Annotated in this window: 10 protein-coding genes; 2 read left to right on the forward strand and 8 right to left on the reverse strand. The window is 73.3% G+C overall.

What is annotated here, in order from left to right; genetic code table 11:
• Window positions 1-103: 103 nt before the first annotated feature.
• Window positions 104-1,375 carry a DNA polymerase III subunit delta' gene (locus GA0070613_RS07190; RefSeq protein WP_089011574.1) on the reverse strand — a complete coding sequence of 424 codons (1,272 nt, stop codon included), beginning with the start codon at window positions 1,373-1,375 and terminating at the stop codon, window positions 104-106.
• Window positions 1,375-3,597 (reverse strand): dTMP kinase, encoded by a 2,223-nt coding sequence (gene tmk, locus GA0070613_RS07195; protein WP_269459034.1) that lies wholly within the window; start codon window positions 3,595-3,597, stop codon window positions 1,375-1,377. Before tmk ends, GA0070613_RS07190 begins: the two co-directional genes overlap by 1 nt.
• Window positions 3,598-3,745: 148 nt before the next feature.
• Between tmk and GA0070613_RS07200 the strand changes: the two genes are divergently transcribed.
• Window positions 3,746-4,954 (forward strand): alanine racemase, encoded by a 1,209-nt coding sequence (locus tag GA0070613_RS07200; RefSeq protein WP_089011576.1) that lies wholly within the window; start codon window positions 3,746-3,748, stop codon window positions 4,952-4,954.
• Between the two features lie 144 nt (window positions 4,955-5,098).
• Here GA0070613_RS07200 and GA0070613_RS07205 read toward each other — a convergent pair whose 3' ends face one another.
• Window positions 5,099-5,671, reverse strand: coding sequence for a TetR/AcrR family transcriptional regulator (locus GA0070613_RS07205; protein WP_089011577.1), 573 nt, complete (start codon window positions 5,669-5,671; stop codon window positions 5,099-5,101).
• Between the two features lie 222 nt (window positions 5,672-5,893).
• Between GA0070613_RS07205 and GA0070613_RS07210 the strand changes: the two genes are divergently transcribed.
• Entirely contained in the window at window positions 5,894-7,222 is a 1,329-nt protein-coding gene (locus GA0070613_RS07210) for a D-arabinono-1,4-lactone oxidase (protein ID WP_089011578.1), read from the forward strand.
• Here GA0070613_RS07210 and GA0070613_RS07215 read toward each other — a convergent pair.
• The 5 genes from GA0070613_RS07215 to GA0070613_RS07235 form a co-directional block, all read right to left on the reverse strand.
• Window positions 7,174-8,427 carry a CapA family protein gene (locus GA0070613_RS07215; RefSeq protein WP_231929700.1) on the reverse strand — a complete coding sequence of 418 codons (1,254 nt, stop codon included), beginning with the start codon at window positions 8,425-8,427 and terminating at the stop codon, window positions 7,174-7,176. The two genes, GA0070613_RS07210 and GA0070613_RS07215, sit on opposite strands and share 49 nt — an antisense overlap.
• 81 nt (window positions 8,428-8,508) lie before the next feature.
• Window positions 8,509-11,355, reverse strand: coding sequence for a type I DNA topoisomerase (topA, locus tag GA0070613_RS07220; protein WP_089011579.1), 2,847 nt, complete (start codon window positions 11,353-11,355; stop codon window positions 8,509-8,511).
• A 393-nt stretch (window positions 11,356-11,748) separates the two neighbouring features.
• Window positions 11,749-12,360, reverse strand: a complete 612-nt coding sequence (locus tag GA0070613_RS07225) for a hypothetical protein (protein ID WP_089011580.1) — start codon at window positions 12,358-12,360, stop codon at window positions 11,749-11,751.
• Window positions 12,351-12,890, reverse strand: a complete 540-nt coding sequence (locus tag GA0070613_RS07230; protein ID WP_089011581.1) for a hypothetical protein — start codon at window positions 12,888-12,890, stop codon at window positions 12,351-12,353. The genes GA0070613_RS07225 and GA0070613_RS07230 overlap by 10 nt, the downstream gene beginning before the upstream one ends.
• A 119-nt stretch (window positions 12,891-13,009) precedes the next feature.
• A complete protein-coding gene (locus GA0070613_RS07235; RefSeq protein ID WP_089011582.1) occupies window positions 13,010-15,370 on the reverse strand; it encodes a sodium-translocating pyrophosphatase in 2,361 nt (786 codons plus the stop codon).
• Window positions 15,371-15,510: the final 140 nt, after the last annotated feature.

The following is a 15,510-nucleotide window of genomic DNA, read 5'->3' on the forward strand; positions in this document are numbered from 1 at the left end:
GGCGGATCATTACTGAGCGTGCCGTCACCGTCACCACGGCACACCGGACCGTACCGCACGTCAATTGCGCCTGTCGATGCCCTGTGGATGACGGTGGAGGAGGTCAACCCTTCCAGAGGGCGAGCATCATCGCCTCCACCGCGATCCGCGGCTTCACGTTCGCCTCGATCGCCGCCCGGCACTCCAGCACGGCCTCCAGCCGGCGCAGCGCCCCCTCGGCGTCCCACTTCTGCGCGCCCGCCTCGGCGACCGCGGCGGTGTCGGTGTGCACCGGCGCGACCGGGGCGCGCAGCGCCATGGTGAGCGCGTCCCGGTAGAAGCCGGCCAGGTCGACCAGGGCCCGATCCAGGGCGTCCCGCTGGGCCCGGGTGGCCCGCGACTTCTGCCGCTTCTCCAGGTCCTTGAGCTGGCCGGCCGCGCCGCGCATCGCACCGGCCGCGCCCCGGCCGGTGCCACCCGCGCCGAGCGCGGTCTGCAACGCCGCGCGTTCCGTCTCGTCGATCTCGGTGACCGACGCCGCGGCCTCCGCCTCGGCCGCCTCGATCAGCGCGGAGGCGGCGTCGAAGGCCGCGCCCACCCCGGTCAGCCGGCGCGGCACCGCGAGCACGGCGTCGCGGCGCTGCCGGGCCTCCGGGTCGCGGGCCAGCCGCCGGGCCCGGCCCACGTGCCCCTGCGCGGCCGCCGCCGCCCATTCCGCCACGTCGGGCGCGATCCCGTCCCGGCGTACCAGCACCTCGGCCACCGCCGCCGCCGGCGGCTGCCGCAGCGGTACGACCCGGCAGCGCGAGCGGATGGTCACCGAGATGTCGTCCGGGTGGGTGGACGGGGCGCAGAGCAGGAACACCGTCCGCGGGGGCGGCTCCTCGATGGCCTTGAGCAGGGCATTCCCGGCCGCCTCGGTGAGCCGGTCGGCGTCCTCGATAATGACGACCTGCCACCGCCCGCCGGACGGCGTGCTGGCCGCCCGGAGCACCAGGGCGCGCATCTCGTTGACTCCGATGGAGAGCCCCTCCGGCACCACCAGCCGGACGTCGGCGTGCGTGCCGGTCATCGTGGTGTGACAGCCGGGGCACCGGCCGCAGCCGGTGCCGTGCACGCACTGCAACGCGGCGGCGAACGCCCGCGCGGCCACCGACCGGCCCGAGCCGGGCGGCCCGGTGAAGATCCAGGCGTGGGTCATCCCCGCCCCCGGCTCCCGGCCGGTCCCGGCCGGTTCCTCGGCGGCCTCGGCGAGCGCGTCCAGCTCGTCGGGCTCGGCCACCCTGGCGGCGCCGACCGCGGCGGCCCGCAGCAGGGCGGCGGCCGAGGCGGCGGCGCGGCGCAGCGTGTCGACGGCCTCGTCCTGCCCGACCAGGTCGGCGAAGACGTCCGGCATCAGCTGGGGGGCTCCATGGTCACCAGCTCCGCGTCGGATAACTCCGGCTGGACCGTGGTGTCCGGACCGTGCGCCGGGCGCGGGTGCACGATGGCGGCCGGGTCGGCCAGGAACTCCTCCACCCGCCGGGCCACCGCGTCGGCGATCTCCTCGACCGGGCGGGACGCGTCGAGCACCAGGTAGCGCTTCGGGTCGGCGGCGGCCAGGTCGAGGAAGGCGTACCGGACCCGCTCGTGGAAGGCGATCGACTCGGCCTCCAGCCGGTCGGCGCCCGAGCTGCGGGACTCGACCCGGGACAGTCCGGTGTGCGGGTCCACGTCGAGGAGCACCACCAGGTCGGGCTTGAGCCCGCCGGTGGCCCACGAGGAGAGCCAGGAGACCTCCTGCACCGGCAGCGTACGACCGGCGCCCTGGTACGCCAGGGACGAGTCGACGTACCGGTCGCTGATCACCACCGCGCCCCGGACCAGCGCCGGCCGGACCACGGAGGCGACGTGGTGCGCCCGGTCCGCGGCGTAGAGCAGCGCCTCGGCGCGCGGCGACGGCGCCTCCGCGCCGGCGTTGTCCAGCACCAGCGAGCGGATCCGCTCGCCGACACCGGTGGCGCCCGGCTCCCGGGTCACCACCACGTCCCGGCCCTGCTCGCGCAGCCGCTCGGCGAGCGCGAGGAGCTGGGTGGACTTGCCGGCGCCCTCGCCGCCCTCGAAGACCACGAAGAGGCCGCTGGAGACGAACGGCTCGGCTGGCAGCAGCGGACGGCCCCGGATCGAACCCCAGAGGTCGGCCAGGACCGGAACGCCCTTCTTGTCGTCCATCTGACCGAAGGCGCTGATCCCGGCGAAGATGCCGGCGGCGCCGGCGGCGAGCAGCAGCAGCCGGGTCGAGGAGACGGAGATGCCCAGGTCGGCGATGGTCAGCTTGCGCGAGCCGCCGACGCCCACCAGGAGGCTGCTCAGCGCGATGGCCAGGATCAGCACCAGCCGGGTGCCGATCTGCACCACCGCGAAGACCCGGCCGCGCACCTCGTCGGCGACCTCGCCGCCGAGCAGCGTGGTGCCGGCCAGGAAGGCCATGCCGGCGCCCGCGCCGACCAGGATCGCGCCGAGGATCGCCATCGACAGGTGGATGGCGAAGGCGAGCACCAGCACGGAGGCGCTGGCCAGCACGATGCTCATGCCGAACCAGCGGCGCCGGGACATGTCCCGGACGATCATCGGTCCGAGCCCGATGCCGATCGCCAGACCGATGAAGATGGCGCCGAAGAGCAGGAAGAAGGCGGCGTCGCCGGCGCCGAGCGAGGCGGCGAAGAACTTGGCCGTGCCGACCACGATGCCGCCGCCGGCGAACGCGCCGAAGATGCCGAGCACCAGGCCGCGCACCAGCGGGGTCTGGCCGATGTACCGCCAGCCCTCGGTGAACTGGCGGAATATGCTCTGCTCGGCGCGTTCCCGCTCGTCGGCCTGGCTCCGGCTGATCTCCTTGATGCCGAGGGCCACCACCAGCGCGGTGGCCAGCCGGGAGAACGCATTGAACCAGAGGGCGAGCTGGGCCGGCTCCGCCCAGTTCGGCATCTCGCCCCCGGCCAGCCCGCGCACGCTGCGGTCGAGCACCGCCAGGCCGACCGCGGCGGCCACCGGGGTCAGGCCGTACGTGGTGATCAGGGTGAGCTGGTTGGCGGTCTCCAGCCGGGCCCGCGGGATCAGGTTCGGGACCGCGGCCTCCTTGGCCGGGATCCAGAGCAGGGTGATCGTCTCGATCAGGAAGGTGGCGATCGCCGCCCAGGTGACCACCAGCCCGCCACTGGCCCCGGTGAGGGCGTAGAGCGGGATCGAGGCGAAGAGCACGAACCGCAGCACGTCGCAGATGACCATCGTCCAGCGCCGGTCGAACCGGTCGGCGAAGACGCCGGCCACCGGCCCGAGCACCAGCGCCGGCAGCAGCCGGACCGCGATGACGCCACCGAACGCGGCGCCCTGGGCGGTGCTGCCGGACACCTGCGCGGCGGCGAACACGGAGGTGGCGAGCAGGCCGAGCCAGTCGCCGAACGAGGCGACACCGAGCACGATCCAGAGCCGGCGGAACGGCCGGATGCGCAGCACCGAGCGGATCGCCGCGGCGGCGGACCGGTCGGCCTGGTCACCGGGCGACGACACGCCGGGCGACTCGCCGTTCTTCTGGCTTTCGATGGCCGTACCTCCACGTGCCGGCCCAGAGCTGGGCATCCCCGGTGGAACACTCTAGTCCCGGTGGGGAGCGACCCCGCCCGCGACATTCGCCTGCTCGCCGAGCCTAGGCCGCCGGAGCCACCGAAGGCAGCCGGACAGACGCGAGGGTATTTCGCATTGACGCCCAGACAGTTAGCGTGCAGACGTGGCCACCGAAAGTGACAGACTTCGCGCTCGCCTGGATCGGGCGACCGCCCACCTCGACCCGCCGTACGCCGTGGTCGACCTCGCCGCCTTCGACGCCAACGCGGCCGCGCTGGCCGACCGGGCCGGGGGCAAGCCGGTCCGGGTCGCCAGCAAGTCGGTCCGCTCCCGGGATCTGCTGACCCGGGCGCTGGACCGGCCCGGCTGGCGGGGGGTGATGGCATTCACCCTGCCCGAGGCGATCTGGCTGGCCCGGGCCGGCGTCTCGACCGACGTGCTGGTGGCCTATCCCACCGCGGACCGGGGTGCCCTCGCCGAACTGGCGGCCGACCCGGCGCTCGCCGACGCGGTGACGCTGATGGTGGACGGCACCGAACAGCTCGACCTGGTCGACGAGGTGTGCCCACCCGGTCGCCGGCCGGCGCTGCGGGTCTGCCTCGACCTGGACGCCTCCTGGCGCCCACTGGGCGGGCGGGTGCACGTCGGTGTCCGCCGTTCCCCGGTACACAGCGCCCGGGCCGCCGCCGCCCTGGCCGCCGCCGTCGCCGGCCGGCCGGGCTTCCGGCTGGTCGGGCTGATGTCGTACGAGGCGCAGATCGCCGGCCTCGGCGACGCGCCCCCCGGACAGGCCCTGCTGGGTACGGCGATCCGGGTCGCCCAGCGCGGGTCGTACCGCGAGCTGCTGGCCCGGCGCGCGGCGGCGGTCGCCGCGGTACGCGACCACGCCGACCTGGAATTCGTCAACGGCGGCGGCACCGGCAGCGTGGCCGCGACCAGCGCCGATCCCGCGGTCACCGAGGTCACCGCGGGATCCGGCCTGTACGGGCCGACGCTCTTCGACGCGTACCGTGCCTGGCGGCCCGCCCCGGCCGCCTTTTTCGCCTGCGCGGTGGTCCGCCGGCCGGCGCCCGGCCTGGCGACGGTGCTCGGCGGCGGCTGGATCGCCTCCGGCCCCGCCGCCGACAGCCGGCTGCCCCGGCCGTGGCTGCCGGCCGGGTTGAAGCTGCTCGGCCCCGAGGGGGCCGGCGAGGTGCAGACCCCGCTGGCCGGCGCGGCGGCGGCCCTTCTGCGGGTCGGCGACCGGGTGTGGTTCCGACACGCCAAGGCCGGCGAACTCTGCGAGCACGTCAACGAGCTGCACCTGGTCGAGGGGGACGCCGTGGTGGCGACCGTACCCACCTACCGAGGTGAGGGCCGGGCGTTCCTCTGAATCACCGCCCGGCCCTCGGCCCGCCGCTGGAATCCCACCGCCCGGTCGCACCCCGGGCCCCGTTCCTGATGACGCCACCCGGTCGCACCCGGGCTCTGTGCTTCCCGCCGCCGGCCGACGCACCACGGATCCGCGGCGCCGTGCTCAGCCGGGCTGCGTTGCCTCGGTCCGGTCGTCGACCTGGCGGTGCAGGTACTCCCGGATCAGCGCCTTCGCCTCGGCCAGCACCCGCTCGTCGCCCTCCGGCAGGCGCCGGAACGCCAGCTTGATCAGGGCGTCGGCCGCCTCCACCGCGACCTCCAGGTGGAACCGGAGATCGGGCGCGTCGAGGCCGAAGCGCTCGGTCAGCGCCCGGGCCAACTGGTCGGCGATCACGCCGTTGTTGTCCCGCTGCTCATCGAGCAGGTGCAGGTCGACCACGTCGCCGAAGTGCAGGGTACGGAACCCGGGGACCGTGCGGTGCATCGTGATGTACTCGTCGATCCCCGCGTCGACGCCGTCCCACCAGTGGGTCAGGTCGTCGGAGGCGAACCGCTCGTCGAGCCGCTGGAGGTAGGACTCCATCGTGCGCAGGGTCAACGCCTGCACGATCGCCCGCTTGTCCGGAAAGAACTGGTAGACCGACCCGATCGCCACCTCGGCGCGCTCGGCGAGCAGGGTCGTGGTCAGTCCCTCGTACCCCACCTCGTCGACGAGCTCGGCACAGGCGTCCAGCATTCGCTGGACCCGCGCGACACTTCGACCCTGCACCGGTACGCGGCGCAGCGGCCCGGTCGTGGCGGCTGGTGTGGACACTCGCCACCCCCCTTCGACGGATGAACATATCTGCACGTCACGAGACCGTGACTACCGGTACAACGAACGGGCCCCACTTGCGGTATTTACCAGCTACAACGTTCCTGATATGAAGTCAGTTCATATTCATGTCGAGGAGCGTCCATGCCCGGTACGCCACCCGCCTGGTCCAACTGGGCCGGCAACCAGCACAGCACTGCCAGCGCCATCCTGCGCCCTCGGACCGTGGAGGACATCACCGAGGCCGTCCGGGCCGCGGCCGCGGCGGGCCGGCGGATCCGGGCGGTGGGCAGCGGGCACTCGTTCACCGGCGCCGCCCTCACCGACGGGGACCGCCTCGAACTGGCCGAACTGGACACCGGCGTCACCGTCGACACCGCCCGGCGGCTGGTCACCGTGCCGGCCGGGATGACCCTGCACGCCCTCAACGACCTGCTCGCCCGGCACGGCCTGGCGCTGCCCAACCTCGGCGACATCGACGCCCAGACCATCGCCGGCGCGCTCTCCACCGGCACCCACGGCACTGGCGCCCGCCTCGGCTGCCTCTCCACCTTCGTCACGGCGTTGACCCTGGTCACCGGCGCCGGCGAGGTGCTGCGCTGCTCCGCCGACGAACACCGGGACGTCTTCGCCGCCGCCCGGGTCGGCCTCGGCGCGGTCGGGGTGCTGGTCGAGGTCACCCTGCGCTGCGTCGACGCCTTCGTGCTCCGCGCGCACGAACGACCGGCGCCGCTGGACGCGGTGCTCGCCGAGCTGCCGTCCCTGATCGAGGGGCACGACCACGTCGAGTTCTACTGGTTCCCGTACACCTCCCGGGTGCAGGTCAAGACCAACGACCGAGTGCCGGCCGACGACCGGCCGCTGCCGCGGTGGCGCGGCTGGCTGGACGACGAGTTCCTGGCCAACACCGTCTTCGCCGGGGCCTGCCGGCTCGGCCGCGTCGTGCCGGCGCTGGCCCCGGGCATCAGCGCGGTCTCCGCCCGGGCGCTCACCGGACGCACCTACACCGGCCGCTCCGACCGGGTCTTCTGCACCCCGCGCCGGGTCCGGTTCGTGGAGATGGAGTACGCCCTGCCCCGCGCCGTCCTGCCCACCGCGCTCGACGCGCTCCGGCGGATCGTCGACGGGCTCCCGTTCAAGGTGCTCTTCCCCGTCGAGGTGCGGTTCACCGCCGCCGACGACATCTGGCTGTCGCACGGGTACGGCCGCGACTCGGCGTACCTCGCCATCCACCAGTACGTCGGCGCGCCCTACGAGCCGTACTTCCGGGCGTTCGAGGAGGTGGCCACGGAACTGGGCGGTCGCCCGCACTGGGGCAAACTGCACTGGCGCGACGCGGCCTCACTGGCTCCCGCCTACCCGAAGTTCCGGGACTTCCTCGCGGTCCGCGACCGCCTCGACCCACAGCGGGTGTTCGCCAACGACTACCTCGACCGGGTGCTCGGTGGGGCGCCCTCCGGCGCCACCGCCTGACCGGCACCCAGGGCCCGGACGTAGCCGAGCACCCGCTCGTACGCCGCCCGGTAGTCGCCCCGCACGCCCGCCGGGGTGGCGTGGTCGGCCAGCGCAGCGGTCAGATCGACCAGCCGGAGGTCCGGCGCCAGGTCGGTCCAGGTGGGCAGCGCCTCCATCCGGGTCACCGTCCAGCGCCCGGGGGCGGTCTCGGTGAAGGTCGCCCGCGCCATCACACCCTCGCGGTTGTCGTCGACCGGCTCGGCGTGCCGGGCCAGCTCGTTCCCCATCCCGAAGACCACCCACTTGTCGCCGAAGCGCTGGAACGGCTGCACCGCGTGGGCGTGGTGGCCCAGGATGAGGTCGACGTCGGGTGAAGAGATCAACTGCCGCGCCCAGGCCTGCTGGTCGGCGTCCGGCAGGTGCTGGTACTCCGTACCCCAGTGCAGGCTGAGCACGACGATGTCGGCGCCGGCGGCCCGCGCGCGGTGGGCGGCGGCGAGGATCTCGGGCGGGTCGATGAGGTTGGCCAACCACTCCTGGCCGGGCGGGCGGCTCAGCCCGTTGAAGTTCAAGCTGTACGCCAGGTGGGCGACGCGGACGTCGCCGACCCGGTAGATCCGGGCGGTGGCCGCTTCGGCGGCGCTCCGGGCGCTGCCGGTGTGGCCCAGCCCGGCGGCGTCGAGCGCGCGGACCGTCCGGGACACCCCGTCGGCGCCCTGGTCGAGGGTGTGGTTGGAGGCGGTCGAGCAGCCGTCGAAGCCGGCGGAGCGCACCCCGTCGAGCACCTGCGGGGGCGCGTTGAACGACGGATAGCCGGAGAACGGGCCGGCGGGATCGGCCAGCGGCGTCTCGAGGTGGCACAGCGCGAGGTCGGCGCCGCCGACGGCCGGGGCGACGCCGGTGAACATCGGGGCGAAGTCCAGGCCTCCCGGCTTGCCGGACCGGGTGGCGTCACGGCGCGCCTGGGCGGTCACCTCCGGGTGGACCAGGACGTCACCCGCGGCGAGGAGCCGGACGGTACGCCGGCCGGCGGGATTCCGGGCCGGCCCGGTGAACGACCCGGGGGCGACGGTCCGCGGGTGGGCCGGTGACGCGGTGGTGCCGGCCGGCACGGGTCCCTCGTCGTCCATCGCCCGGGAGCCGACCACGGCCACGGCGAGCAGCAGCGCTCCCGTCGCCGCGCCGAGGAGCACCCGGCGGCGCGTGACGGCGGCTGCGACCATTCCCTCACATTAGGGAGCGGTCACCACCACCCCAAGGCCAGATCGGGCATTTCAGCCGTTAGGGGCGGCGGTCGGCGGCCGTCACTCCTCGGGAGGGCTGGCGGCGGCGGCCTTCTTCGGGGCCGCCTTCTTCGCCGGGGCCTTCTTGGCGGTGGTCGCCTTGGCGGTGGTCGCCTTGGCGGTGGTCGTCTTCTTGGCCGCCGTCGACCTGGTGGCGGCGGCGGTCTTCTTCGCCGCCGTCTTCTTGGCCGGGGCGGCCTTCTTCGCCGCCTTCTTCGGCGCCGGCCCCTTGGCCCGCTTCTCGGCGAGCATCTCGGAGGCCTCTTCCAGGGTCAGCGCCTCCGGGGTCTGGGCGCGCCGCAGCGACGCGTTGGTCTCCCCGTCGGTGACGTACGGCCCGAACCGGCCGTCCTTGATGACCAGCGGCTTCTCGGTGAGCGGGTCGTTGCCCATCTCCCGCAGCGGCGGCGCGGCGGCCCGACGCTGGCGGGTCTTCGGCGCGGCCAGCAGGGCCAGGGCCTCGTCCAGCGTGACGGTGAACATCTTGTCCTCGGAGTCCAGCGAGCGGAACTCGTCACCGCGCTTGACGTACGGGCCGTAGCGGCCGTTGTTGGCGAAGACCTCGACGCCGTCCGGGGCGACGCCGACCAGCCGGGGCAGGCTGAGCAGCTTCAGCGCCTCGTCGAAGGTGAGCGAGTCCGGCGTCTGCGAGCGCAGCAGCGACGACTTCCGCTCGCCGCTGGCCACGTACGGGCCGAACCGGCCGGACTTGAGCACGATCGGCTCGCCGGTCGCCGGGTCGTCGCCGAGCTTGCGCTCGCCCCCGCCACCGAGGAAGAGCTCGTGCACCTTCTCCGGGGTCAGCTCGTCCGGAGCCAGCCCTTCGGGGATCGGGGCCCGATCGCCCTGGCCGCCGCCCTCCTCGCCCTCCGCCGGGGCCGCCGGCTGCTCGCCCGGCACCGCCCGCTGGAGGTACGGCCCGTACCGGCCGACCCGGACGACGACCTCGCGCCCCTCCTCGTCGGTGAAGAGCGGGATCGAGTTGACGCTGCGGGCGTCGATCTCGCTGAGGTTCTCGGTGACCAGCTTCTTCAGCCCGCCGGAGCGGGCGATGGTCTGGTCGCCGGCGCCGTTGGTACTGCCGAAGTAGAAGGAGGTGAGGAAGTCGACGGAGGCGTGCTCACCGCCGGCGATCTCGTCCAGCTCGTTCTCCATGCTGGCGGTGAAGTCGTAGTCGATCAGGCGGGGGTAGTGCCGCTCCATCAGCCCGATCACCGCGAACGCCAGGAAGGTGGGGATCATCGCCTGGCCGCGCTTGGTCACGTAGCCGCGGTCCTGGATGGTCTGCATGATCGACGCGTACGTCGACGGGCGGCCGATGCCCAGCTCCTCCAGGGCCTTGACCAGGGACGCCTCGGTGTAGCGCGACGGCGGCTGGGTGTGGTGCCCCTGCGCGGCCAGCTCGTCGGCGGTCAGCGGCTGGTCCTTGACCAGGGTGGGCAGCCGGCGCTCGGCGTCCTCGGCCTCGGCGTTCTCGTCGTCGCTGGACTCGACGTACGCGCGGAGGAAGCCCGGGTCGGTGATGGTCTTGCCGGTCGCGCCGAAGTCGGCCTCCTCGCTCGACGAGGAGACCGCGCGGATGCGCACCGAGACGCTGGACCCGACCGCGTCGGTCATCTGCGAGGCGATGGTCCGCCGCCAGATCAGCTCGTAGAGCTTGAACTCCTCGGCCGACAGCTCCTTGGCCACGTCCCCCGGGGTGCGGAAGTTGTCCCCCGCCGGGCGGATCGCCTCGTGCGCCTCCTGCGCGTTCTTCACCTTGCCGGTGTAGCGGCGCGGCTCCGGCGGCACGCTGCGCTCGCCGTACAGCTCGACGATCTGCCGGCGGGCCGCCGTGATGGCGGTCTCTGACAGGTTCACCGAGTCGGTACGCATGTAGGTGATGTAGCCGTTCTCGTACAGGCGCTGCGCGGTGCGCATCGTCTGCTGCGACGAGAACCGCAGCTTGCGGGCAGCCTCCTGCTGGAGGGTGGAGGTGATGAACGGCGCGTACGGGCGGCGGCGGTAGGGCTTCTCCTCGACCCGGGTGACCGCGAACGGCCGCCCCTCCAGCCGGGCGGCGAGACCCCTGGCCCCGCCCTCGTCGAGGTGAACGACGCCGGCCCCGGCCCGCACCCGACCCGTGGTCGGCTCGAAGTCCTTGCCGGTGGCGATCCGGTCGCCGTTCAGCGCGATCAGCGTGGCGTTGAAGGTGCGCGGTCCCTCGCCGGCGTTCGCGACAGCGAGGGTGGCCAGGATGTCCCAGTACTCGGCGGTGCGGAAGGCCATCCGCTGGCGCTCCCGCTCGACCACGATCCGGGTCGCCACGGACTGCACCCGGCCCGCCGAGAGCTTCGGCATGACCTTCTTCCACAGCACCGGGGAGACCTCGTAGCCGTACAGCCGGTCGAGGATGCGGCGGGCCTCCTGCGCGTCGACCAGGTCCCGGTCGATCTCGCGCGGGTTGGCCACCGCGGCCTGGATCGCCGGCTTGGTGATCTCGTGGAAGACCATCCGCTTGACCGGCACCTTGGGCTTGAGGGTCTCCACCAGGTGCCAGGCGATCGCCTCGCCCTCGCGGTCCTCGTCCGTCGCCAGGAAGATCTCGTCGACCTCCTTGGCCAGCTTCACCAGCTTGCTGATCTGCTGCTTGCGGTCGGCGGAGACCACGTAGAGGGCGTGGAAGCCGTTGTCGACGTCCACCCCGAGCCGGGCCCAGGGCTCGCCCTTGTACTTGGCGGGCACGTCGGCGGCGTTGCGCGGGAGGTCCCGGACGTGGCCGAAGCTGGCCTCCACGACGTATCCCGGGCCGAGGTAGCCCGAGATCGTCTTGGCCTTCGCCGGTGACTCGACGATGACCAGACGGGTGGTTCCAGCGTTGCTCGGCACGTCTCTCTCCGACCTCACTCCTGCTCCATGCCCCGTTTCGGGCCGCGTTGCACCGGCCGGACCACTGGCGGTCCGGATGTCCAACGTAACGCGCCGGCCGCGTTTCGGGTTTCGCGGGCAGCAAACCGGTCGGTACGTGGCGGCCACCGGCCCGGCCGCGCAGGACTCCCACCGGACGGCGCCACCGTACACCGCGGGTAGGGCGCCGAGCGGGCCACTGTGGCGATCACGGACCCTCGGCCGAGGAGTCACCGGTCCGTTTTCCTGGACAAACCGCCAACCGGGGCGGTGTCCGGGATCGGACAGCCGACGGGGGTTGCGGGCCGGGGGACCGGCCGGCGGGACCCCTCGGGGCGCGATGGCGGGCGCGGGGCGGCCCACCCGCGCCCGTGCTCAGGCGGAGACGCCGGGCCAGTCGGCCGCCGGCGCGGCGGGTGGGCGGTCACCCACCAGCTCGGCCAGCCGGGCCAGCCGCCGTCGCCCGGTGATCCGGTACGCCGGCCCGCCCGCCCCCGGGTCGAGGAGCGCCCCGGGCAGGCCGACCGCGGCCAGCGCCGACCGTACCTGCGGCCAGCAGGACTCGTCCCCGGCGCCGAGCCGGAGCAGGAAGCCGGGTGGCTCGGCGGCCCCGGCGGCGGCGAGCCAGAGCCGCAGGCGGCGCCCGTTGAGGTGGAACCCGGCCGGCGGTCGCTTCCCGGCGCCGCGCAACCAGGCCACCGCCAGCGGGGCCAGGGTGCTCGCGTACGCGGTGCGGACCAGGTGCCGGCCGTCCTCGGTCGGCTCCCAGCTCGCCGACACCCCGCGCGCGGCCAACTCGGCGACCAGCACGTGCACCCGCCAGGCGGCGTCGACCACGACCGACAGCCGGGCCGTGCCGCCCATCCGGACCATCTCCCCCGGCCCGGCGAGCAGGCCGGCCAGGTCCGCCAGGGACGGGTCGGCCGCCTCGGTGGAAAACAGCGAGAGCTGCCGGACCGGGTCGGGGAAAGGTGGCGTCAGCGACACTCCGGGACCTCGTCGAAGGCCTGTTTGAGTTCTTTGGAGTTGAGCTTGCCGGTGTCCAGCGCGCTCGCGTCGTACTCCTTGTTGAGGGTCTCCACCGCGGCCCGGACCCCGTCGTAGAAGGCCGTGGCCTGCCCGGTGTCCAGTCCGTCGATGGTGTCCCGGGCCCGACCGTAGGCGTCCCGCATCTTGCTCAGCGAGGCCCGGAAGCCGGCGGAGACCTCCTCGCCGTGGTCGGTCGCCGGCACCCCGGCCTGCTCGACCTTCCGGCGGGCGGTCTCGCTGGCCTGCTCGGCGCCGGCGAAGAGCCGGACCAGGTTCTCCTTGGCCTGGGCCGGGGTCGTCTGCGCGGTCATCTGCTGCTGGGTGCTGCTGGTCAGCTTGTTGATCTCGGCGCGCCAGGGGGTGAGCGCCTCGCAGACCGAGGCGGCCCAGGCCCGCGGGCTGGGACCGCCGCAGCCGGTGACGACGAGGGCCAGCGTGGCCAGGACCACCGTGAGCTTTCCGGCGGTTGCCGCCCGGCGCGTACGCATGCGAAGCAGCGTACGGCCTTCGGGTGGAACTGCCACCGGTCAGATTTCACCGGCGGGACCGCGGGAGCACGGTTCCCGGCCGGCGTGCGCCGACCGGGAACCGCTGCCAGTCAGGACCCTCAGGCGTTGACCGGCTCCGGACGCTCCTCCGGGCTGCCCGCACCGGCGTCGGTACCGGTGTCGGAGTCCGCCATCGCGATGCCCTTGCGCTTGCTGAACACCACGGCCGCCACGATGATCAGCGCGGCGACCAGGGCGATCGTCACCCGCAGCGGGGTGTTCCGGTCGGCGCCCACGCTCCAGGCCACCACGGCCGGCGCGATCAGCAGCGAGACCAGGTTCATCACCTTGATCAGCGGGTTGATCGCCGGGCCGGCGGTGTCCTTGAACGGGTCGCCGACGGTGTCGCCGATGACGGTCGCGGCGTGCGAGTCGGAGCCCTTGCCGCCGTACGCGCCGTCCTCGACCAGCTTCTTCGCGTTGTCCCAGGCGCCGCCGGAGTTGGCCAGGAAGACCGCCATCAGCGTGCCCGCCCCGATCGCGCCGGCCAGGTACGACGCCAGCGCGCCCGGGCCGAGGCCGAAGCCGACCGCGATCGGCGCCAGGATGGCGAGCAGGCCGGGGGTCATCAGCTCGCGCTGCGCGTCCCGGGTGCAGATGTCGACGACCTTGCCGTACTCGGGGCGCTGGGTGCGGTCCATGATCCCGGGCAGCTCGCGGAACTGCCGGCGGACCTCCATCACCACGGCGCCGGCCGAACGCGAAACCGCGTTGATGGCCAGGCCGGAGAAGAGGAAGACCACCGCCGCGCCGATGATCAGGCCGACCAGGTTGCGCGGGTTGGCCACGTTCAGCGCGTTGAGGATCTCGGCACCCACGTCGCCCACGCCGGCGTCGGCGTACGACGACCGCAGGGTGTCGGTGTACGAGCCGAACAGCGCGGTCGCGGCGAGGACCGCGGTGGCGATCGCGATGCCCTTGGTGATCGCCTTGGTGGTGTTGCCGACCGCGTCCAGCTCGGTCAGCGTCCGGGCGCCGTGCTCGTCGATGTCGCCGGACATCTCCGCCACGCCCTGGGCGTTGTCGGAGATCGGGCCGAAGGTGTCCATCGCGACGATCACGCCGACGGTGGTGAGCAGGCCGGTGCCGGCCAGCGCGACCGCGAACAGCGAGAGCGTGATGGAGCTGCCGCCGAGCAGGAACGCGCCGAAGACGCCGGCACCGATCAGCAGCGCCGAGTAGACGGCCGACTCCAGGCCGATGCTGATGCCGGCGAGGATGACGGTGGCCGCCCCGGTCTGCGAGCTCTTGCCGATGTCCTGCACCGGGCGCCGGTTGGTCTCGGTGAAGTAGCCGGTCAGCGCCTGGATCGCGGCGGCCAGCACGATGCCGATGATCACCGCGCCGATGGCCACCAGCCGCGGGTTGCGGTTGACGTCGGTGAGGCCGCCCTCCAACTCACTGAAGCTGGCCGGCAGGTAGGCGAAGGCCGCGATCGCCACCAGCACCGCGGAGATCACCGCGGAGAGGTAGAAGGCCCGGTTGATCGCGGTCAGACCGTTGCGGTCGGAGGCGCGCAGGCGGGTGATGAAGACGCCGACGATCGCGACGAGCACCCCGATGGTGGAGATGATCAGCGGGAAGACCAGACCGGTCTCGCCGAACGCGGCCCGGCCCAGGATCAGCGCGGCGACCAGGGTGACCGCGTACGACTCGAAGAGGTCGGCGGCCATGCCGGCGCAGTCGCCGACGTTGTCGCCCACGTTGTCCGCGATGGTGGCGGCGTTGCGCGGGTCGTCCTCCGGGATGCCCTGCTCGACCTTGCCCACCAGGTCGGCGCCGACGTCGGCGGCCTTGGTGAAGATGCCGCCGCCGACCCGCATGAACATGGCGAGCAGCGCGGCGCCGAAGCCGAAGCCCTCCAGCACGGTCGGGGCGTCGCCCTCGAAGAGCAGGACGACCAGCGCCGCGCCGAAGAGGCCGAGGCCGACGGTGAGGAAGCCGACCACGCCACCGGTCCGGAAGGCGATCTTCATGGCGGCCTCGCGCCCGCCTTCGCGCTCCCGGGCCGCCGCGGCGACCCGCAGGTTGGCGCGGGTGGCCAGCCACATGCCGGCGCCACCGATGGAGGCGCTGAACAGGGCGCCCACCACGAAGAAGGCCGACCGGCCGATCTTCACCAGGGTCTGGTTGCCGTCGGTGTCGTGCACCGGCAGCAGGAAGAGCAGCACGACGGCGATCACCACGAAGATCGCCAGGGTCCGGAACTGCCGCAGCAGGTACGCCGACGCGCCCTCCTGCACCGCCCCGGAGATCTCCTGCATGTTGGTGGTGCCCTTACCGGCTGCCAGCACGGCCTTGGTCAAGGCGGCGGCGAAGACGAGCGCCACCAGCGCGATGACCGCGGCGATGACGACGTACGTCGTGTTGGCTCCGGTAAGGGACAGTGCGCCGCCGTCGGCGGCCAAGGTCCCGGACATCTATGTCCTCCTGTACCGAACACTCGCGCCGGCCGTGGAGACGCACGGGCCGACGCCTGGATGCGAACTCGCCAGCGCGCCAACCCACCACCGCGGACCAGCGATGAACCCCCGTTCCCGCTGGCTGCGGGACGGGTTAC

The sequence above is a fragment of the Micromonospora inositola genome, assembly GCF_900090285.1.
Classification (GTDB): Bacteria; Actinomycetota; Actinomycetes; order Mycobacteriales; family Micromonosporaceae; genus Micromonospora; species Micromonospora inositola.